The 20,312-nt window shown below is 65.7% G+C and carries 21 protein-coding genes; 13 read left to right on the top strand and 8 right to left on the bottom strand.

Annotated elements, in window-relative coordinates:
- Positions 1 to 29 precede the first annotated feature (29 nt).
- Entirely contained in the window at positions 30 to 1,484 is a 1,455-nt protein-coding gene (gene ascF, locus AB5Y72_RS05885; RefSeq protein ID WP_325782265.1) for a PTS cellobiose/arbutin/salicin transporter subunit IIBC, read from the bottom strand.
- Between the two features lie 254 nt (positions 1,485 to 1,738).
- Here ascF and AB5Y72_RS05880 point away from each other — a divergent pair, with 254 nt between their 5' ends.
- Together AB5Y72_RS05880 and miaE are read left to right on the top strand one after the other, a co-directional pair.
- Positions 1,739 to 2,749 (top strand): LacI family DNA-binding transcriptional regulator, encoded by a 1,011-nt coding sequence (locus AB5Y72_RS05880; protein WP_368198677.1) that lies wholly within the window; start codon positions 1,739 to 1,741, stop codon positions 2,747 to 2,749.
- A gap of 93 nt (positions 2,750 to 2,842) precedes the next feature.
- Positions 2,843 to 3,601 (top strand): tRNA-(ms[2]io[6]A)-hydroxylase, encoded by a 759-nt coding sequence (miaE, locus tag AB5Y72_RS05875; protein ID WP_042075489.1) that lies wholly within the window; start codon positions 2,843 to 2,845, stop codon positions 3,599 to 3,601.
- Between the two features lie 131 nt (positions 3,602 to 3,732).
- Here the strand turns inward: miaE and AB5Y72_RS05870 are convergent, their stop codons facing one another.
- The 7 genes from AB5Y72_RS05870 to pspF all read right to left on the bottom strand — a co-directional run bounded on the left by AB5Y72_RS05870 (position 3,733) and on the right by pspF (position 10,561).
- Positions 3,733 to 4,518 carry an ATP-binding cassette domain-containing protein gene (locus AB5Y72_RS05870; RefSeq protein ID WP_325782267.1) on the bottom strand — a complete coding sequence of 262 codons (786 nt, stop codon included), beginning with the start codon at positions 4,516 to 4,518 and terminating at the stop codon, positions 3,733 to 3,735.
- Positions 4,519 to 4,600: 82 nt separating this feature from the next.
- On the bottom strand, positions 4,601 to 5,599 hold the full coding sequence (locus tag AB5Y72_RS05865) for an oligopeptide/dipeptide ABC transporter ATP-binding protein (protein ID WP_209792020.1): 999 nt from the start codon (positions 5,597 to 5,599) through the stop codon (positions 4,601 to 4,603).
- 82 nt (positions 5,600 to 5,681) lie between these two features.
- Positions 5,682 to 5,810: a hypothetical protein gene (locus AB5Y72_RS05860; protein ID WP_302055599.1), complete on the bottom strand. Its 129-nt coding sequence runs from the start codon at positions 5,808 to 5,810 to the stop codon at positions 5,682 to 5,684.
- On the bottom strand, positions 5,810 to 6,703 hold the full coding sequence (locus AB5Y72_RS05855) for an ABC transporter permease subunit (RefSeq protein WP_042075494.1): 894 nt from the start codon (positions 6,701 to 6,703) through the stop codon (positions 5,810 to 5,812). Before AB5Y72_RS05855 ends, AB5Y72_RS05860 begins: the two co-directional genes overlap by 1 nt.
- A gap of 32 nt (positions 6,704 to 6,735) precedes the next feature.
- Positions 6,736 to 7,695, bottom strand: a complete 960-nt coding sequence (locus tag AB5Y72_RS05850; RefSeq protein WP_209792021.1) for an ABC transporter permease subunit — start codon at positions 7,693 to 7,695, stop codon at positions 6,736 to 6,738.
- 73 nt (positions 7,696 to 7,768) lie between these two features.
- Positions 7,769 to 9,364: an ABC transporter substrate-binding protein SapA gene (gene sapA, locus AB5Y72_RS05845; RefSeq protein ID WP_209793099.1), complete on the bottom strand. Its 1,596-nt coding sequence runs from the start codon at positions 9,362 to 9,364 to the stop codon at positions 7,769 to 7,771.
- 150 nt (positions 9,365 to 9,514) lie between these two features.
- A complete protein-coding gene (pspF, locus tag AB5Y72_RS05840) occupies positions 9,515 to 10,561 on the bottom strand; it encodes a phage shock protein operon transcriptional activator (RefSeq protein ID WP_216990136.1) in 1,047 nt (348 codons plus the stop codon).
- A 197-nt stretch (positions 10,562 to 10,758) separates the two neighbouring features.
- On the opposite strand from pspF, the gene pspA reads away from it, so the two are divergent.
- The 11 genes from pspA (at position 10,759) to AB5Y72_RS05785 (ending at position 20,141) form a co-directional block, all read left to right on the top strand.
- A complete protein-coding gene (gene pspA / locus AB5Y72_RS05835; RefSeq protein WP_042075501.1) occupies positions 10,759 to 11,433 on the top strand; it encodes a phage shock protein PspA in 675 nt (224 codons plus the stop codon).
- Positions 11,434 to 11,436: 3 nt separating this feature from the next.
- Positions 11,437 to 11,673, top strand: a complete 237-nt coding sequence (gene pspB, locus AB5Y72_RS05830; RefSeq protein ID WP_042075503.1) for an envelope stress response membrane protein PspB — start codon at positions 11,437 to 11,439, stop codon at positions 11,671 to 11,673.
- Positions 11,670 to 12,074 carry an envelope stress response membrane protein PspC gene (gene pspC / locus AB5Y72_RS05825; protein ID WP_042075505.1) on the top strand — a complete coding sequence of 135 codons (405 nt, stop codon included), beginning with the start codon at positions 11,670 to 11,672 and terminating at the stop codon, positions 12,072 to 12,074. The genes pspB and pspC overlap by 4 nt, the downstream gene beginning before the upstream one ends.
- Before the next feature lie 71 nt (positions 12,075 to 12,145).
- Complete coding sequence (locus AB5Y72_RS05820) at positions 12,146 to 13,552, top strand: YcjX family protein (protein WP_325782268.1); 1,407 nt, start codon at positions 12,146 to 12,148, stop codon at positions 13,550 to 13,552.
- 30 nt (positions 13,553 to 13,582) lie between these two features.
- Positions 13,583 to 14,605: a TIGR01620 family protein gene (locus AB5Y72_RS05815; protein WP_325782269.1), complete on the top strand. Its 1,023-nt coding sequence runs from the start codon at positions 13,583 to 13,585 to the stop codon at positions 14,603 to 14,605.
- A 172-nt stretch (positions 14,606 to 14,777) separates the two neighbouring features.
- Entirely contained in the window at positions 14,778 to 15,572 is a 795-nt protein-coding gene (gene phhA / locus AB5Y72_RS05810) for a phenylalanine 4-monooxygenase (protein ID WP_209792031.1), read from the top strand.
- A 42-nt stretch (positions 15,573 to 15,614) separates the two neighbouring features.
- Positions 15,615 to 15,953 carry a 4a-hydroxytetrahydrobiopterin dehydratase gene (locus AB5Y72_RS05805; RefSeq protein WP_042075512.1) on the top strand — a complete coding sequence of 113 codons (339 nt, stop codon included), beginning with the start codon at positions 15,615 to 15,617 and terminating at the stop codon, positions 15,951 to 15,953.
- 142 nt (positions 15,954 to 16,095) lie between these two features.
- Positions 16,096 to 17,643, top strand: coding sequence for a transcriptional regulator TyrR (gene tyrR / locus AB5Y72_RS05800; protein WP_209792035.1), 1,548 nt, complete (start codon positions 16,096 to 16,098; stop codon positions 17,641 to 17,643).
- A gap of 193 nt (positions 17,644 to 17,836) precedes the next feature.
- Complete coding sequence (locus tag AB5Y72_RS05795) at positions 17,837 to 18,382, top strand: YfiR family protein (RefSeq protein WP_216990139.1); 546 nt, start codon at positions 17,837 to 17,839, stop codon at positions 18,380 to 18,382.
- Positions 18,379 to 19,620: a diguanylate cyclase gene (locus AB5Y72_RS05790; RefSeq protein WP_368198676.1), complete on the top strand. Its 1,242-nt coding sequence runs from the start codon at positions 18,379 to 18,381 to the stop codon at positions 19,618 to 19,620. The genes AB5Y72_RS05795 and AB5Y72_RS05790 overlap by 4 nt, the downstream gene beginning before the upstream one ends.
- Before the next feature lie 32 nt (positions 19,621 to 19,652).
- On the top strand, positions 19,653 to 20,141 hold the full coding sequence (locus tag AB5Y72_RS05785; protein ID WP_368198675.1) for an OmpA family protein: 489 nt from the start codon (positions 19,653 to 19,655) through the stop codon (positions 20,139 to 20,141).
- Positions 20,142 to 20,312 lie beyond the last annotated feature (171 nt).

Below are 20,312 nucleotides of genomic sequence, written 5' to 3'. Positions count from 1 at the left end.
GGTTACCTCTTGTCATGTCTGATAGGGAGTCACGCGCCGGCGGTGGCCTGTGCCTGGCTGGCCGTGACGGGCTGGGGAGCAGCGTTCTCGCCGGGGGCCTCCACCGGGATGTCCTCAAACCCCATCACCAGGGTCAGCACGAAGGAGAGCACCACGGAGAGCGCCATCACGCCGAGCACCCAGGCGATGGTCATGGGGTTGGCCGGATCGAAGAACTGCACGCTGGTGAAGAGGCCGGGGGCCGCCATGGAGTGGCTGGCGAGGCCGGCCATGCCGGCGACGGCGCCGCAGATGAAGCCGCTGATGAGGCTGGCAATGAGCGGGCGCTTGAGGCGCAGGGCCACGCCGTAGAGGGCGGGTTCCGAGATCCCCGCCATGATGGCGGAGGCGGCCGCCGCGAGCGCGGTCTGGCGCAGCTCAGGGTTTCGGGTGCGCCAGGCGACCGCCAGGGAGGAGCCGCCAAGGGAGAGGTTGGCGCCGATTTCGGAGGGCATCACCATGCCTTCCTTGCCGGTCTCGGCGATGGTCTGGATGATGGTCGGGGTGAAGACGCGGTGCATGCCGGTCATCACCAGCAGCGGCCAGAGCGCCCCCATGATGGCCACCGACAGCCAGCCCAGGTAGTCGTGAACCGTGTAGACCAGGCCCGAGATGGCGGTGCCGATCCAGATGCCTACGGGGCCGATGAGCAGGATGGCGAGCGGCGCCGCGATGAGCACGATCAGCATGGGTTTGAGGAAGTTCTTGGTGACCGCCGGGGTGATGCGGTCGACCCAGCGCTCGATGTAGGAGAGGCACCAGGTCATCACCAGGGCCGGGATCACTGTGTAGGTGTATTTCACCGCGGTCACCGGGATCAGGGCGAAGGTCACCTGCTCCCCCTCGGCGGCCCGGGCCATCAGCTCGATGAAGCTGGGGTGCACCAGCACGCCGGCGATGGCGATGGCGAGCGACATGTTGGTCTTGAACTTGACGGCGGCGGAGGCGGCCACCATCAGGGGCAGGAAGAAGAAGGCGCCGTCCCCGGCCACCGTGAGGATGGTGAGGGTTGAGGAGCCTTTCTCCAGCAGGCCGGTCATCTCCAGCACCATGGCCAGCAGCTTGAGCATGGAGCCGCCGATGATGGCCGGGATCAGCGGCGACATGGTGCCGATCAGGGCGTCGAGGATGGCGGCGCCCATGCGTCGCAGGCTCCAGCCACGTGCGGGGGCGGGGGGCGGCGTCTGTCCGCCCTGGGGCAGCAGGGCCAGTACCTCGCGGTAGGCGTGGGAGACGGTGTTGCCGATGATCACCTGGCACTGGTTGTCGGCCTGCACCACGCCGAGCACGCCCTGGGTGGCCTTCAGGGAAGGGCCGTTGACCCGGGCGGGGTCGCTGAGCACGAAGCGCAGCCGCGTCATGCAGTGTGTCACGGCGACGACGTTGTCGGCGCCGCCGAGTGCGGTGATGACGGTGCTGGCCAGGGCCGCATAGTTCTTTGACATCGAGGTTGATCCTTTTAACCAAGTGGGCCCGCTCGTGCTCGCCGCAGCTGATGGCGAGCGAGAAGGCATGAAACTGAATGTGGAACCGGTTCCACATAGCATGCGCAGTTTCCTGTCGGGACACAAGACGGCCGCCCCCCTTTGTGCAGATCCGTGAATGGGATCACTGAACCCGGGCCATGGCGCCATTCTTGCTACGACAAGCCGGCGAGGGTGCAGTACACTGCGACCCGTCGAACGCAAGGGGGACAAGAATGACGACGATGCTGGAGGTGGCGAAGCGGGCAGGGGTGTCGAAGGCGACGGTCTCCCGCGTGCTGTCGGGCAATGGTTATACCAGCCAGGAGACCCGGGACAGGGTGTTTCAGGCCATTGAGGAGAGCGGCTATCGTCCCAATCTGGTGGCGAGGCAGCTTGCGACCAAGAATACCCAGACCCTGGGGCTGGTGGTCACCAACACCCTCTACCACGGCGTCTACTTCAGCGAGCTGCTCTCCCATGCGGCACGGATGACGGAGGAGCGGGGGCGGCAGCTCATCCTGGCGGATGGCAAGCACAGCGCCGACGAGGAGCGCCAGGCCATCCAGTACCTGCTCGACTCACGCTGCGACGGCGTCATCATCTATCCGCGTTTTCTCAGCGTCGAGGAGATGGACGAGATCATCGAGCAGCATCCCCAGCCCATCATGGTGCTCAACCGGCGCTTGCCACGTCATCCTGCCCACTGCGTCTATGCGGATCAGCAGGCGGCGGCGGCGGCCGTGGTGGACACGCTGGTGGCCATGGGGCACAGGGAGATCGCCTTCATTGCCGGTTCGGCGGATTCGCCCACCGGCGTCGAGCGTCTGGCCGGCTACCGCGAGGCGCTGATCCGGCACGGCATCCCCGTGCAGGACGCATTGATCGCACCCGGCAGATGGACACCCGCCTGCGGCTCGGCCGCCGTCTCGACCCTGCTGGCGCGGGGGATCCGTTTCAGCGCCCTGGTGGCCAGCAACGATGACATGGCGATCGGCGCCATCAAACGGCTGCACGAGTCTGGCGTGGCTGTGCCTGATGCAGTCTCGGTGGTGGGGTTTGACGACATCGCCCTGGCTCCCTATGTCATTCCCTCGCTTGCCAGCGTCAAGATGCCGGTGACCGGGATGATCCAGGAGACCATCAGCCGCTTGATCACCATGGTGGAGGAGGGGGGGAGTGACGCACTGCTCTCGTTCAGCGGCACCCTGATCAGCCGTGACTCTCTCAGGCGCTTGACGAGGTGATCATGATGGCGGTGGGCAGGCCCTGCGGGATCCGTTAGCATAGGCGCCCCGGCGTCCCGGCGCCGCGTGTCGTATCAACAGATGAGAGTTCAGATGGATGACCTGTTAGCCCCCGTGCGCCAATTCCTGCATTGCGAGACCCCGGATGAGTGGGTGGAGATGGCGCGGGATCCCGCCCAATTGCCGACCCTGCTCATCGATCACGCCAACTGCGAGAACAAGGCGGCCCTGACCGCCCACAGCCTGGTGCGCCGCTACTGCCTGCCCAAGGAGAAGCGCCACCTGCTGCCCAAGCTCGCGTTTTACCGGGAGCTGGACGCCATCCCCGAGAAGGCGGAGATCCTCGGCAAGCGCACCATGGGCGAGGCCGAGCGCACCGTGTTCGCCGAGCTGGAGCGCAATCCCCTGCTGTTCCCCATGGTGCGGCTCATCCAGGAGGAGCTGCACCACTTCGAGCAGGTGCTCGAGATCATGCAGGCCCGCGGCATTCCCTACGGTCCCGTCACCGCCTCCCGCTACGCCCGCAGCCTGCTGGCCCATGTGCGTACCTACGAGCCCGCCGCCGTGGTGGACAAGATGATCATCGGCGCCTATATCGAGGCGCGATCCTGCGAGCGTTTTGCCAGGCTGGCGCCCCATCTGGACGAGGAGCTTGGCCGCTTCTACGTCTCCCTGCTGCGCTCGGAGGCGCGCCACTATCAGGACTATCTGGCCCTTGCGGAGCAGTATGCGGGAGAGGACATCAGCGAACGGGTGGCCTTCTTCGGCCAGCTGGAGGCGGAGCTCATCCGCTCGCCGGATCCGCAGTTCAGGTTCCATAGCGGACTGCCTGTCAGATCTGACAGTTGTTGAGGTGACGGGGGCTGCCTACCATTGCCCTGTTCCTACTACGAGCGACGCAATCACTTTTTTGAGCGCAATACCCGGCCTGCAAGCCGGGTTTTTTTATGTCTGCGCTAGGGGGGAAGGGAGCGCGGCGGGGATCAGCGGCGGTACTCGTTGTTGTAGTTCTGGATGAGGCGCCGGGTCACCTCGTGCTGGGGATCGGCGAACACCTTGAGGGTCTTGCCGCGCTCCACCACCCGGCCCTCGTGCATCACCAGCACCTCGTCGCTGATGTGGCTGACGATGCCCAGATCGTTGGCCACCAGCACATAGCTCAGGCCCATGGTCTCCTGCATCTCCAGCAGCAGGTTGATGATCTGGGAGCGTACCGAGATGTCCAGGGTGGAGAGCGCCTCATCCGCGACCACGATTTTCGGGTTGAGGATCAGCGCCCGCGCCAGTCCCACCCGCTGCTGCTGGCCGGCGGAGAGCATCTGGGGGTAGAAGAGGGCGTGATCCGCCAGCATGCCCACCATGCGCAGGGTCTGGATCACCTTCTCCCGGCGCTCCTCCTCGGTCATCTCGGTGTTGAGGCGCAGCGGCGTCTCCAGGATCTGGCCGACCCGGATCTTGCGGTTGAGCGACGTGTTGGGATCCTGGAAGATCATCCGCAGCAGCTTGCAGCGGGTCTGGTAGTCGCCGTGGACCAGGGGCTGCCCCTCGACGGCGATCTCGCCGCCGCTCGGCTCTATCATGCCCGCTAAAATACGGGCGAGGGTGCTCTTGCCGGAGCCCGCCTCCCCGACGATGGCCAGGGTCTGGCCGACGCCAAGATCGAAGGAGAGCGGCTTGATCGCCTCCACGGCGCGGCGCCTAAACAGGCCGGTACGATTCTGATAGGTCTTGCACAGGCCCCTGACCTGCAGCAGGGAAGGTTCGGTCACGACGTGGTCTCCTTGCGTGCGCTCGCCGGATAGAGGGGCTGACGGGGCGGGTAGGTGCCCCGGATCATGGTCTGGTGCTGGTTCATTTCTTCGGTTCTTCCATGTTCAGCGGGAAGTGGCAGCTGAACTGATGCCCCTTCACCTTGCTCATCAGCGGCGTCTGCACGCACTGCTTCTGGGCATAGGGGCAGCGGGGGCCAAGACGGCAGCCGATGGGCAGGTGCTGCAGCGGCGGTATTACCCCGGGCAGGGTCTCGAGCCGTGACTTGTGGCGCACCAGCTTGTCGAAGTCCGGGATGGACTTGAGCAGGGCATCCGTATAGGGGTGGTGGGGGGATTCGAGGATCTGCTCCCGGGTGCCCACCTCCACCATCTGGCCGCAGTACATGATGTTGATGGTGTCGGTCAGGTTCGCGATGGCGGCGATGTCGTTGCTAATGATGAGGATGGTGGTGTTGCCCAGCTTGTTCATCTTGTCCAGCAGACGCAGGATCTGGGAGTGGGTGGTGGACTCCATGGCGCTGGTGGGCTCGTCCGCCACCAGCAGACGCGGCTGGTTGGCGATCGCCATGGCGATCATCACCTTCTGGCACATGCCGTCCGACAGCTCGTGGGGATAGGCCCGCATCACCTTGCGGTGATCCTTGACCCCGACCCGGTGCAAGAGCGCGATGGCCCGCTTCTTGCGCCACTGGAAGCGCTGCCAGAACTTGCCGGCGAAGGCGCTGGTGGGGATGGCCTCCTCGAGCTGGGTGCCAATCTCCTCCGAGGGGTCGAGACAGCTGATGGGGTCCTGGAAGATCATGGCGATCTCCCGGCCCATGATGCGGCGCCGCTCCTTGGGGGCCATGGTCAGCAGGTCCATGTCGTTGAAGCGCATCCGGTCGGCGCGCACCGTCCAGTTGTCCTTCTGGATGCCGACGATCACCTTGGCGACCAGGCTCTTGCCGGAGCCGGATTCCCCCACCAGGCCGCGGATCTCCCCCTCGTTCAGGGTCAGGCTGACCCTGTCCACCGCCTTGACCTTGCCCTGGGGGGTGTCAATCTCGATGGTGAGGTTGCGTATGTCGAGCAAGGGCATCAGTGGCGCTCCTCATGAGGGTGTGGCACGGCGCGTTGCATCGGCGTGATGCCGTCCTTGATGGTATAGAGCCGCAGTATCATCAATCGTTCCCCTCTTTGAGTGCTTCGCGGATCCCTTCGCCCACCAGCGATGGGTTGACCAGCACGCCGTACGGCAATGGGCGGAGAACAAGGGTGAGCATGCCTTTCTTCGGCATAGAACATTGCATCAGTCGTTCCCTTCTTTAAGCGCTTCGCGAATGCCTTCACCCACCAGGTTGGTCACCAGCACGCTGAACAGGATGGCCATGCCCGGCAGGGTCACGGTCCAGGGGGCGAGGTAGATGAGATCGCTGGAGTCGGCCAGCATGGCGCCCCACTCCGGCTGGGGGGATTGGGCCCCGAGGCCGAGGAAGCCCACCGCCGAGATGTCGAGGATGGCGGCGGACAGGGTACGGGTGGTCTGGGTCACCAGGGTCTCGACGATGTTCGGCAGTATGGCCAGGCGCATGATCCGCAGGGGCGGCGAGCCGTCGAGGCGGCTGGCTATGATGTACTCCTTCTGCATCTCGGCGTGGACCGCGTTGTAGGTCGCCCGGATGAAGGGGGGAATGAGCGCCAGCGTGATGGCGATCAGGGTGTTGAACAATCCAGGCCCCAGGATGGCCACCACTATGATGGCCAGCAGCAGGGAGGGGATGGAGAGCAGGGTGTCGAGCAGGTGATGGAGCACGCTCGACTTCACCCCCTTGCTCATGCCGCCGAGGATGCCGATGGCCGAGCCGACGACGAGGGCGATCACCACCACCAGCAGGGCGTTGCCGAAGGTGAGGCGGGCGCCCGCGACGAGGCGGGAGAGGATGTCGCGGCCCAGATCGTCGGTGCCGAGGAAGTAGTCGATGTTGCCCGTACTGGCCCAGGAGGGGGCGAGCAGCAGGCGGTTGCTGTGTTGATCGTCGATGCCGTAGGGGATCACCAGGGGCCCGATGAGGGTGACCAGCAGCAGCAGGCCAAAGCACCAGAGCCCCGCCATGGCCAGCGGGTTGCGCCGGTAGGAGGCCCAGGTCTGCTCGAGGGGGGAGAGGATCCTGAGCTCCGGATAGATGTTCGATTTATCGTGCATGATGCAGGCTCCCGCCCTGGCCGTCAGCGGATTCAGTCTTGTCGTGCATAGAGTTCTTTGCGCCGTGCCGGATACATGATGGTGGTCAGCAGCTCGGTGCTGACGCTGATGAAGATGACGAAGCTGGCCACCACCAGGGAGGCGCCGCGGATGGCGGCATAGTCCTGCAGGGCGATGCTGCTCACCAGCCAGCGGCCGATGCCGGGCCAGTCGAACACCACCTCGGTGATCATGGCGGAGGTGAGCACGCTGCCGAGTTGCAGCCCGAGCAGGGGCAGTACGGGCGGCAGGGCATTCTTGAGGCCGTGGCGCCAGACGATCTGGCGACGGGAGAGGCCACGACTCGCCGCCGCCTTGATGTAGTTCTGTTTCATCACGTCGATGAGGGAGCTGCGCACGTGGCGGATCACCTCGGTAGTGGGCACCACGGCCAGCACCAGAGAGGGCAGCACCAGGTGGCGCAGGGCGTCATGCAGCGCCGCTTCCCGCCAGGGCTCCTCGCTCAGCAGCACGTCGACGATGGCGATCCCCGTGATGGAGGGGACGTCGTAGAGCAGGCTGATCTGGCCGGAAGAGGGCAGCCAGCCGAGATCCAGGGAGAAGAACATCACCATCAGCAGGGCCAGCCAGAAGACGGGCACGGCATAGCCGACGAGGCCGGCGGCCATGATGGAGAGATCCAGTCCGCGCCCCTGGTAGAGGGCCGCAAGAGTCCCGAGCGGGATCCCCACCAGCAGCGAGATGGCGAAGGCCGCGAGACAGAGCGCCAGGGTGGCCGGGAAATAGTGGCGGATCTCGTCCAGCACCGGCTGGCCCGAGACGCTGGAGAGGCCGAAGTCCCCCGCGAAGATCCGCAGCAGGAAGTCAGGATAGCCGTGCCAGAAGTCCAGCACCTGGGTGACGAGGCGAAACTCCAGCAGGTAGGCCCCCAGGGTCAGCACCAGCAGGGTGATCACCAGCAGGGTGATGCGGCGCAGAATATAGAAAAACATGCTTATGCCTCCAGGTGCGGCTGCGCCGATGGGCGCCGACGGCCGCCGCCGATGGGATGGGTATCAGTCATCGTCACTCCCGATAGGCCTGGTTGAAGGTGGTGCCCCCGAAGGGCATGAGCCTCAGCCCCTGGATGTCGTTGCGACTCACCTGGGTGCGCAGGGCATGGGCCAGCGGAATGAGCGGCAACTGCTCGTTGAGCAGGGACTGGGCATAGTAATAGTTGCGCAGGCGGAAGGCGAGCTGCGGGGTGGTCACAGCGTCGTCCAGCAGCTGATCGAAGGCCGGGCTGCACCAGCGGCTGTAGTTGTTGCCCCGCTCGACGGCGGCGCAGCTCAGCAACTGGCGGAAGAAGTTGTCCGGATCCGCGTTGTCGGCGATCCAGCCGGAGAGCAGGCTGTCGTACTGCCCCTTGGCGAGCCGGGTCTCGATGACCGGCCAGGCCTGCTGCACTATCTTGAGGCTCACCCCAATCTTGGCGAGATCGCTGCGCATCAGCTGGGCGGTCTTGAGGCCGTCCGGGTTGTAGGGGCGGGCGCCGGGCTGCACCAGCACCTGCATCTCGAAGCCGTTGGGGTAACCCGCGTCCTTGAGCAACTGGCGAGCGAGCTTGAGATCCTGCTTGCGCTGGGGCAGGGAGGGGTTGTAGCCCCAGGAGAGCGGCGGCAACAGGCTGGCGGCGCTCTGGCCCGTCTCGAAATAGACCGCCTGCAGCAGGTTCTGCACGTTGATGGCGCTGGCCAGCGCCTGGCGCACCTGCACCTTGTTGAAGGGCGCCTTGCGAGTGTTGAGGGCGAGGAAGGCGACGTTCATCCCCGACTGCACCGACAGATCCAGGTGGGAGTCCTTGTCGATCACCGACAGCTGGCTGGCGGAGGGGGTGCTCATGACGTCGCACTCACCGGTCAGCAGCTTGGCGAGTCGCTTGGAGGATTTGGGGGTGATGTCGTAGACGAGCTGCTCCATCCTGGCCTCGCCCCCCCAGTAGCCGGGATGGCGCAGGTAGCGCACGAACTCGTTGTGGCGGTACTCCTTGAAGCTGAAGGGGCCGGTGCCGACGGGCCTGCTGTCCAGCAGGTCCGGGGTGCCGGCCTCCTGCATCTGCTGCGCATACTCCGCCGACAGCACGATGGCGTAGTCGCTGGCCAGGGTCGCGAGGAAGGAGGCGTCAGGCCGGCTGAGCTCGAACACCACCTCCCGGGGGCCCTTCTTGTAGACCCGCTTGATGAGGCTGCTGAGCCCCAGCCCGTAGAAATAGGGATACTCGCCGCCGGAGACGTGATGGAAGGGGTGCTGCTCGTCCAGCAGGCGCTGCCAGGTGAACAGGACGTCATCGGCGTTGAAGTGGCGTGTCGGATTGAACCAGGGGGTGTGGTGGAAGGTCACCCCCTTGCGCAGGGTCAGGGTATAGGAGAGGCCGTCCTCGCTCACCCGCCAGCGGGTGGCGAGCCCCCCCTCGATGTCCAGGGTGTTGGCATTGACCTCGAGCAGGCGATCGTAGAGGGGGCGGGCACTGGCATCCAGGGTCGCATCCGAGTTGGCCAGTTGCGGGTTGAAGGTCCGGGGAGCCCCTTCGGCGCAATAGATGAGCCCGGTTTTGGAGGCCTCATCGCGTTTTTGACAGCCGCCGACCAGTACCAGGACACCGATCAGCAGGGGGGTGAGCATTCTCATGTTGGAACCATGTTGTCAGACAAAGTTGCCCACCATGGGGCGGGCGCGTTGCGGGAGCCTGCCGGGCGGGCACTCCCATCGGGGTTGGCGTGCGTCGCGCTGCGCAGTCCACACGCACAGCACGCACAGACCTGGCCTTGGGCATCAGCCCTGCTCCAGGTTGCCACTGTTGTCATCCCCGTCGAGCAGCTGGTATTTGCGCAGCATGCCCCTGAACTGGTGGTAGCTCAGGGCCAGCAACTGGGCCGCTTTGCGCTGATTATACTGGGATTGCTGCATCGCTTGCTTGAGTAAATTAATCTCGTATTCCGCTACCGCCCCCTTGAGATCCAGCGGCAGGTTCGGGGCAGAGGCACCGTTTACCTGTGTCGGCTCGGGGGTTGCGGCAACGGTCTTGCCGGTGGCATTGGGGCGCCAGGGGGAGTCAAAGGGGTTGAGCACCAGCTCCGCCAGCGGCAACTGGGGGTTGCCCTGGCGATAGAGGCTGCGCTCCACCACGTTCTTCAGCTCCCGCACGTTGCCGGGCCAGGGGTAGTCCAGCAGCAGCTGGGTCGCCTTGCGCGAGAAGCCGGCAAACAGCGGATAGCCCAGCTCCCGGGTCATGCCGTGGGCGAAGTGCTCCGCCAGCATCAGGATGTCCTCGCGCCGCTCCCGCAGCGGGGGCAGGGTGATGACGTCGAAGGCGAGCCGGTCCAGCAGATCGTGGCGAAACTGCCCCTTGTCGGCCAGCGCCGGCAGATCCTCGTTGGTGGCGCACACCAGCCGCACGTCCACCTTGAGCGCCTTGGCGCCACCCACCCGCTCGAACTCCCCGTACTCGATGACCCGCAGCAGCTTCTCCTGCACCCGGGCGCTGGTGGTGGCCAGCTCGTCGAGGAAGAGGGTGCCGCCGTCGGCCCGCTCGAAGCGGCCCTGATGGCGCTTGGCGGCGCCGGTGAAGGAGCCCGCCTCGTGGCCGAACAGCTCGGTCTCCAGCAGGCTCTCGCTCAAGGTGGCGCAGTTGATGGTGACAAAGCTTTGATCCCAGCGATCCGAGAGATAATGTAGGCGGTGGGCGATGAGCTCCTTGCCGGTCCCCCGCTCGCCGATGATCAGCACGGGTTTGCGCAGGGGCGCGAGGCGCGAGGCCTGCTCGATGATTTCTAGAAACGCGTTGGATTCACCCAACAGACTTTCCGTGGCCGTGGTCATCCCTGCCCCTGTATCGTTGAAAAATCTGGTTAATCTTACCAAAAGTTGGTTATTTTAATCATCTCTTGTTTCTGGGGCACTTGAATGTCAACGGGAGTGCCCATATAAATCAACAAGTTAATAATTGTTCCAGATTGGCACACAAGTTGCCATTGTCAATGGAGAAACAACCCGATGCCTATCACAGGAGTACAATCATGAGCATTTTTTCCCGCCTGGCCGACATCATCAATTCCAATCTGACGTCCCTGCTGGACAAGGCGGAAGATCCCCAGAAGATGGTGCGTCTGATCATCCAGGAGATGGAAGATGAACTGGTGAAGGAGCGCTCCAACCTGGCCCGCTTCCTCGCCAACCAGAAAGAGATCGGTCGCCAGGTGAGCCGCCATCAGGAGCGGGTCGCCGAGTGGCAGGGCAAGGCGGAGCTGGCCCTGACCAAGGGACGCGAGGATCTGGCCCGGGCCGCCCTCATCGAGAAGAGCAAGCAGACCGAGCTCGCCGACACCCTCGAACGGGAGCTGCAGGCGGTGAACAGCGGCATCGACAAGCTGGGGGAGGAGATCCGCCAGCTGGAAGCCAAGCTGGAGGACGCCCGTGCCCGCCAGAAGGCGATGGCCATTCGCAGCGAAGCGGCCAGCAGCCGCCTCAACGTCCAGAGCCAGGTGGCCCGTGGCGGCAGCCAGTCCGTGGTCAGCAAGTTCGAGCGCATGGAGCGCCGCATCGACGAGATGGAGGCCCGCGCCGATCTGGGCCAGTCCGACAAAGCGCTCGCCCAGCAGTTTGCCGAGCTGGAAGCCGACGATCAGATCAGCCGCGAGCTCGAGGCCATGCGCCAGAAACTCGGTCAGAGCGACAGCAAACAGGGGGAGTAACAGATGGAAGATCTGCTGGGTGTGTTGATGGTTCCCATGGTGGTCTTCATGGTGGTGGTGGCCCCCATCTGGCTGGTGCTGCACTACCGCGCCAAGGGGCGGATCGGTGCAGGCCTTGCCGACAGCGAGCGGGAACAGTTGCAGGGGTTATTGGCCCGTGCCGAGAAGATGCAGGAGCGGGTCGGGGCCTTGGAGTCGATTCTGGACGCTGAAGTCCCGGGCTGGAGGAGCAGGGTATGACACAGTGGAGCAGAGAGAAACGCAATCTCTATCGTGACCCCCAGCGGGGCAAGATAGCGGGCGTCTGTGCCGGTCTTGCCGACTACTTCGGCGTCGAGACCTGGATAGTGCGGCTGCTGGCCATCAGCGGCCTCATCTTCGCCGGTTTCATTACCTTCACCGCCTACATCGCCGCCTGGTTCCTGCTCGACAAGAAGCCGGTCACCCTCTACGGGGAGCAGGAGGAGGAGTTTGCCGAGGTGCGCATGAAGGCGCGCAGCTGGCAGGCGGGGATCACTCCCCATCAGGCCCTGGGCCGCATCGCCCGTGAGCTCGACAGCCTGGAGCCCAGGGTGCAGCGCCTCGAGAAGCTGGTGACCTCCAAGGAGTTCACCCTGCAGCGGGAGTTCAGCAAGCTGTAATGCCCTGGGCCCGAGGGTGATGCCTCGTGGCCCCTGCGCCCGACCTGACAACAAGGAGGCAAAGACCCGCCTTGATACGTAACAAACTCGAACACTCCTGGTCCGTGCTGCAGCATAAGGCCTTCGAGGTGGTGAACCGGGCCCGGGATCGCCACATCCGGCTGGCGGTCACCGGCCTCTCCCGCAGCGGCAAGACCGCCTTCATCACGGCGCTGGTGAACCAGCTGGAGCACGCGGCCATCGACGGCCGGCTGCCGCTCTGGGATGCCCAGCGCCAGGGGCGGATCCTGGGGGCCCGCCGGGTGCCCCAGCAAAACGCCCACATCCCCACCTTTCCCTACGAGCGGGGCCTGGACGCCCTGTTTGGCGAGCCGCCCGCCTGGCCGGAGCCCACCCGCGGGGTGGCCGAGGTGCGCCTCGAGATCCGCTATCGCACCCGCCACCCGGTGCGTCGGCACCTGGGGGAGATCTCCACCCTCTATGTGGATCTGGTGGACTACCCGGGGGAGTGGCTGCTGGACTTGCCGCTGCTGGAGCTCGACTACGAGCAGTGGAGCGAGCAGGTGCGTGGGCAACTGCGCCGCCCCGAGCTGCAGGCCCTGGCCTCGGGCTGGCTGACGCCCGGCTGGCAGGCGGATCAGCCCTTAGAGGAGCGAGCGGCCAGCGAGCTGGCGGCCCGCTACACCGACTATCTGCACGCCTGCAAGCGGGAGCTCGGGTTGCACCTCATCCAGCCGGGGCGCTTCGTGCTGCCGGGGGAGTATGCCGGTGCACCGCTGCTGCAGTTCGTGCCCTGGGTCTGGGATGTCCCGGCCCGGACCCCGGCCGACGGCACCCTCTACGCCACCTTCAAGCAGCGCTTCGAGCAGTACAAGCAGCACCTGGTGCAGGGCTTCTACGAGCAGCACTTCGCGGGCTTTGATCGCCAGATCGTGCTGGTGGACTGCCTGCAACCCCTGAATGCCGGCGCCGCCAGCTTCGGCGACATGCAGCAGGCCATCGCCCGCATCATGGAGAGCTTCGCCTATGGCAAGAGCAACTGGTGGCGGCGGCTGTTTGCCCCGCGCATCGACAAGTTGTTGTTCGTGGCGAGCAAGGCGGATCACGTCACCCCGGAGCAGCACGCTCCCCTGGTCTCCCTCTTGCAGCACCTGGTGAGTCGCGGCCGGGGTCAGGCCCGCTTCGAGGGGATAGAGACCGAGTGTCTGGCGCTCGCCGCCATCAAGGCCACCGAGGTCGGCAAGGGAATGGCCAATGGCCGCGAGTTCCCGGCCATTCGCGGCACCAGCCTCGCCGGCGAGCCGCTGCTCGTCTTCCCGGGGGAGGTGCCCTCCCAGATACCGCCGGCCCAGTGGTGGCACACCCAGGGCTTCGATTTTCAGGCATTTCGCCCGCTGCCCATGAGCGCCCATCAGGCGCTGCCCCATATCCGGCTCGACGCGGCGCTGGAGTTTCTGCTCGGGGATCACCTCGAATAACCGGCATCGTCCGAAGGAGCAGACAACAAGATGAACGATCAGATCAAACCGGCACCGCTGCAAGGCAAGGTGATCCTGGAACCCGCCCTGGCGGCGCAGGAAGAGCGGCCACCGGCTCCCGCCCAGCGCCTGGAGGAGGCGAGCTTCGAGCGTCTCGAGGCGCTGGACGAACTCACCGAGGTCGAGCCCGCCCTCACCCCCAGGCCGCGCCGCCACCGCCTGCTGGCCTGGGGGCTGGGGGCGGTCGGTCTGCTCTCCCTGGGTCAGTTCGGCGTCTTCCTCGTCGATCAGTTTGCCTCGTCGCCGTTCTGGGGCGGCGCCTGGCTGCTCGCCAGCGGCCTGGTGGCGGTGGGCACGGCCGGCGTAGCAGGGCGCGAATGGCTGCGTCTGCGCACCCTTAAAAAACGCCAGGACGTGCGCTCGCGGGCCGAAGACCTGCTCGCCCATCAGGGGGTCGGGCAGGGGCAGGCGTTCTGCGAGCAGCTGGCCGAGCGCAGCGGTGACAAGGGGCGGGAGGGGTATCGCAGCTGGCTCGCCCAGCTCGACGAGAGCCACAGCGACCGGGAGGTGCTGACCCTCTACAGCCAGCTGGTGCTGACCGAGCGGGACAGGCTGGCACAGGCCAGGGTGGCGAAATGGTCGGGGGAGGCCGCCGTGCTGGTGGCCCTGAGCCCGCTCGCCACCGTCGACATGATGCTGATGCTGTGGCGCAACCTGCGGATGATCGAGGACATCGCCGACGTCTACGCCATCGAGCTCGGCTACTGGAGCCGCATTCGCCTCATTCGCCAGGTGTTTCGCAACATGCTCTATGCGGGCGCCACCGAGCTGGTGACCGAGGTGGGCATGGACTTGCTGGGCGCCGAGCTCACCGCCAAGCTCTCCGCCCGCGCGGCGCAGGGGGTGGGGGCAGGGCTGCTCACCGCCCGTCTGGGCCTGCGCACCATGGAGGCGTGCCGCCCGCTGCCCTGGTGCGCGGACGAGAAGCCGAAGTTGGGCGAGCTGAGAAAGCGGCTGATCGGCCAGCTGGCGGGCTACCTCAACAAGGGGTGAGTGGCGGGCCAGGGGTCGATTGTGGTTGTCACAAATTATTTACAAATGTCCGCGGCAGCCGACCCTTGGGTCGGCTGCTTTTTTGGGGGGCAAACCGTTACCATGATCCCATGGCTCGCAGGCGAGTCACCGCCCGAAGGGCGGGGTCGGCACCCAGAGGATGGAAGCATTCATGGCAAGTCTCTACACGGCGCATCAACCGGATGCACAGGGCAGGGTCCACTACACGGACGAGGAGCACGGCACCTGGCAGATCCTGATCGAACGCCAGCTCGCGGCGCTGGAGGGCAAGGCCTGCGACGAATACCGGGCAGGGTTGGCGCGACTCGCGTTGCCCCGGGATCGCATTCCGCAGCTGGGCGAGATCAACGCCGCCCTGACCCCAGCCACCGGCTGGTCGGTGACTGCGGTGCCCGCGCTCATCTCCTTCGACCGCTTCTTCGCCCTGCTGGCGGATCGCCAGTTTCCGGTGGCCACCTTCATCCGGCGCCGGGACGAGCTCGACTACCTGCAGGAGCCCGACATCTTTCACGAGATCTTCGGCCACTGCGCCATGCTGACCAACCCGGCCTTCGCCCATTTCACCCACCTCTATGGCCGGCTCGGGCTCGGTGCCAGCAAGGAGGAGCGGGTCTTTCTGGCTCGGCTCTACTGGTTTACGGTGGAGTTCGGGCTCTTGCAGGGGGGCGAGGGGCTGCGTATCTACGGCGGCGGTATCCTCTCCTCCATCGGCGAGACCGCCTACGCGCTTTCCGGCAAACCCGAGCTGCAACCCTTCGATCTGCTGGAAATACTGCGAACCCCCTATCGCATCGACATCATGCAACCCGTCTATTTCGTGCTGCCGAGCCTGGATACCCTCTACCGTCTGGCACCCCAGGCCATCATGGACGCCGTCGCCCAGGCCCGTCGCCTCGGCCTGCGTCCGCCCCGCTTTGCGCCCGTTTCCGGCAAGCAGGCGAGCTAACCCGTTTCCATCCCCACGATGCAGTAATGAAAGGAGTCCCGAATGTCTGAACTGGCGAGTCAACGATGCGAGGCGTGCCGCGCCGACGCCCCCAAGGTGAGCGACGAGGAGCTGGGCGAGTTGATGCACCTCATCCCCGACTGGCAGCCCCTGGTGGTCAACGGCGAGCTGCAGCTGAGGCGCGAATTCGTGTTTCGCAACTTCAAGGAGGCGCTGGCCTTCACCAATCGGCTCGGCGAGCTGGCGGAGGCGGAGTTTCACCACCCGGCGATCCTGACGGAGTGGGGCAGGGTGACCGTCAGCTGGTGGACCCACAAGATAGGTGGGCTGCATCGCAACGACTTCATCATGGCGGCACGCACCGACGAGCTGCTGAAGTAATCGCCGCCAAAACACGGCACAAGATGGGCCTGCCCGGTGAAAACGGGGCGGGCCCGCATTTTTATGGGGGAGCGCTCGCACTGGCGGGATCGAGTCTGTATTATCCGGTCATTCAGAATGTTAGCTAGGAAGTGTGTGCCGAATGCGTCTTGAAGTCAGCTGTGAAGACCGTCTGGGCCTGACCCGGGAATTGCTCGACCGACTGGTGGAGCACAACATCGATCTGCGCGGCATCGAAATCGATACCTCAGGCATCATCTATCTCAACTTTCCCGAGCTGGAGTTTCGCGACTTCCAGCACCTGATGCCGGAGATCCGCCGCATTCCCGGGGTCTACGACGTCAAGACCATCCCCTACATGCCCTCCGAGCGGGAGCACCACGAGATCGAGGCCCTGCTCAAGGCGCTGCCGGATCTGGTCTTCTCCCTCGACAGCAAGGGGCGGGTGACCCAGGCCAACCAGGCGGCCCTCACCACCCTCGGCTTGTCGGTGGACGAGGTGCGCGGCGTGGCGCTCGGCTCCCTGGTCAAGGGCTTCTCCTTCACCCGCTGGCTGGAGGCGAGCGAGATCAAGCCCCAGACCTGCAAGCTGAGCCTCGGCGGCGAGGAGTACCTCGGGGATCTGATGCCGCTCTTCGTTGCCGAGGAGAAGGGCAGGCAGGCCCTGGCCGGCGCCGTGGTGGTATTGAAATCCGCCCGCCGGGTCGGCATGCACTTCAGCGCCCTGCACGCGGTGGAGGTGGGCGGCTTCGAGCATCTGCAGGCCGAGAGCCCCAAGATGAAAGAGGTGCTGGCCCAGGCCGCCAAGCTCGCGATGCAGGATGCCCCCCTGCTCATCGTGGGCGAGACCGGCACCGGCAAGGAGCTGCTGGCCCGCGCCTGTCACGGTGCCAGCCTGCGCTCCAGCCACCCCTTCATGGCGCTCAACTGCGCCGCCATGCCGGACAACGTGGCCGAGAGCGAGCTGTTCGGCTATGCCCCAGGCGCCTTTGGCAACAACACCGAGGGCAAGCGCGGCGTGCTGGAGCTGGCGAGCGGTGGCACCCTGATGCTGGACGAGATCGGCGACATGTCCCCCCATCTGCAGACCAAGTTCCTGCGGGTACTGCAGGACGGCGTGTTCCGCCGGGTCGGGGACGAGCAGGAGGTGAGGGTCAACGTGCGCTTCATCTGCACCACCCAGAAGCAGCTGCTGGATCTGGTGCACGAGGGCAAGTTCCGGGAAGACCTCTATTATCGCCTCAACGTGCTGAGCCTCAGCCTGCCGCCGCTGCGCGAGCGCAAGGCGGACATCATGGCCCTGGCCCAGCAGTTCGTCGCCCGCTTCGCCAGCGAGTTGCAGCGCCCCCGCCCGCGCTTTACCCGCAACATGGCCGAATACCTGACCGCCTACCGCTGGCCCGGCAACGTGCGCCAGCTGCGCAACTGCCTCTACCGTGCCATGACCCTGCTGGAAGGGGACGAGCTCGGCCCCGAGCACGTGGATCTGCCGGTGGCGGCGGATGCCATGCCGCTCATCGACGAGTGGTTCGAGGGGGGGCTGGACGAGGCGGTGAAACGCTTCGAGAGCCGGCTGCTGGAGCGGCTCTACCCGGCATTTCCCTCCACCCGCCAGCTGGCCAAACGGCTCGGGGTCTCCCACACCGCCATCGCCAACAAGCTGCGCGAATACGGGATTGGCAAGAAGTAGCCTCGGCGCGCCCTGCCGGAGGACTGTGCCCTGCCCCTCGGGGGCGCCGTTGCGACACGGGGTGACGCACCCTGTGCGTATACGGATGGGGCTCGGCCATCCGGCTGGTAAGCTCGGTGCGACTCCCCTTCAGGCACACCCTTCATGGGCGTCGGCCCATTCCGGCGCCGGCGTGAACATAAGCGCGGGCATCATGCAGTTGTTTTGTTTCATCCGGATATTGACGTGGCTGGTGCCGCTGGTCTGCATGCTGGTGCTGGCCAACGCCGCCGTGGCCGCCACCTCGGCCGAGGTGCGCAGCGACATGGTGCGCCAGACGGTGCTCGACATCCTCAGCTATACCCGCTGGCCCAGCGAGCCTGCCCGGCTGCAGGTCTGCATCACGGCTCCGACGGAATACGCGGCATCGCTCCTCGCCATAGACCGCCAGGCCAACGGGCGTCCGGTGGAGGTGCATCGCTACGAGTTCGACGACGAGGCGCTTACCCGGCGCTGCGATGTCATCTATCTGGGGATCCTGACCTCGGAGCAGCGCCTCTCCCTGTTCGAGCGGCTGCGGGGGCACGCCATCCTCAGCATCAGCGAGCAGAGCCGCGAGTGCATCGCCGACGCGGTCTTCTGCCTGCAGGCAGGGGAGCGGGTGCGTTTTAGGGTCAACCTGGATGCGCTCGCCCGCAGCGGCGTGCGGGTGCACCCGGCCGTGCTCAAACTCGCACGGGCAGACGAGGATCCGCGATGAGGATCCCGTACGCAGGCCAGAGGCTCACCCTGCGCCAGAGCCTGGGGCGCACCCACATGATGATCTCCCTGACCGCCGTCTGCATGGCGGGCCTGTTCCTGACCGTCACGGCACTGCTGGCGCTGCGCCTCTATGCGGATCACAACCTCAAGCTGGTGGCGCGGGCCATCAGCTATACCGCCGAGGCGGCCGTGGTGTTCGATGACGAGGAGGCGGCGAGAGACGCCCTGGAGGCCATCACCTCCCGGGAAGATATCGCCAGCGCCAGCATAGTGCTGCCGGACGGCCAGGTGCTGGCGAGCTGGCGCCGGGCCATCACCACCCCCTGGACCGCGCTGGAGCAGCACCTGGCCCGCCTCATCCTGCCGGGGCCCGTGGTGCAGCCCATGGTGCGGGAGCACCGGGAGATAGCCCGGGTGCTCCTGGTCGGCCACGGGCAGTTCCTGTTGCGTTTCCTGCTGCAAACCCTGCTGGCGACCCTGGTGTGCCTGCTGCTCAGCATCCTCGGGGCGCTCCATGTGGCGCGCCGCATGCAGCGCTCCATCACGGCCCCCCTCAAGGCCCTGACCGAGGTCGCCTACAACGTCAGCCGCCAGCGCGCCCTCAAGCAGCGGGTGCCGGCGGCCAATATTGCCGAACTGCACGAGCTCGGGGAGGACTTCAACTCCCTGCTCGACGAGCTGGAGGCCTGGCAGGCCCATCAGAAGCGGGAGAACGCCAGCCTGTTGCACCGGACGACCCATGACGCCCTCACCGGCCTGCCCAACCGCGCCCTGTTCGAGGCGCGCCTGGGGCAGGCCATCCAGGCGGGCAGCACCCAGCAGGAGCGCTTCGCCCTGATCTATCTCGATTGCGACCGCTTCAAGCAGATCAACGACAACCTGGGCCACGGCATCGGGGACGAGGTGCTCATCGCGCTGGCGCGTCGGGTGCAGCACCAGCTCAGGCCGCTGGATCTGGTGTGTCGCCTCGGGGGGGACGAGTTCGTCATCCTGCTCGCCCCAGTCCGGGGAGAGAGCGAGGTGCACGAGGTCATGGCGCGGATCCAGCAGGCGATGAGCACCCCTGTGGTCCTGAGCGACGGCCGCCATCTGGGGGTGGGCATCAGCATGGGCGCCGCCCTCTATCCCGAGCAGGGGGAGACGGCGGACGCCCTGTTGCAGTGCGCCGACGACGCCATGTATCAAGCCAAACGACAACGGAAGGAGGAGGGGAGAGAGCACAAGAGAGCCACGTGAAGTTGAACCGAAATAGTGAAAGGATGATAACAATGACCATTTTGAACCCGATCAAAACGGGGCTTGTCGCGCTGCTGCTGACGTTGCTGGCCGCATGCCAGAGCGTGCCGCAGGGGCTCACGGCGGATCAGGTCGCCACCCTCAAGGAGCAGGGCTTTCACCTGACCGACGAGGGCTGGACCCTGGACATCTCCAACAAGGTGTTGTTTGCCAACAATGTCGGGGCCCTCAATCCCCAGACTCGTCAGGTGGTGGAGCGGCTCGGCAAGGCCCTCATCGACGTGGGACTGAACCGGGCCAGAGTTGACGTCCACACCGACTCCAACGGCGAAGCCGCCTACAATCAGCAGCTCTCGCTGAAGCGGGCCCAGTCCGTGGCCGACGTCCTGATGTCGGTGGGGATGCCCCAAGGGAACCTGGATATCCGCGGCCGCGGTGAAGAGGCGCCCATCGCCGACAACGGCACCGCCGCCGGACGGGCGGAGAATCGCCGCGTCGCCATCATCATCGGCAACGACTGAACCCCCAACCCTGCGTCGGCGTCACGATCCCGCCGGGATCCCGTTTCTGTCAGTCCGACTGCGTGTGTGCCACCACTCTCCTGGCGGGGAGTGGCCCTCTCGCCCCGACCCATGCCCCTTCGACGCTTGTACTCCCCATGGCTTGCCGGCTGACAGGATCGGGGAGACGAG

It is taken from the genome of Aeromonas sp. R7-4, assembly GCF_040908055.1.
Lineage (GTDB): Bacteria > Pseudomonadota > Gammaproteobacteria > Enterobacterales > Aeromonadaceae > Aeromonas > Aeromonas sanarellii.
This window is presented reverse-complemented; position numbering and strand designations above follow the sequence as displayed.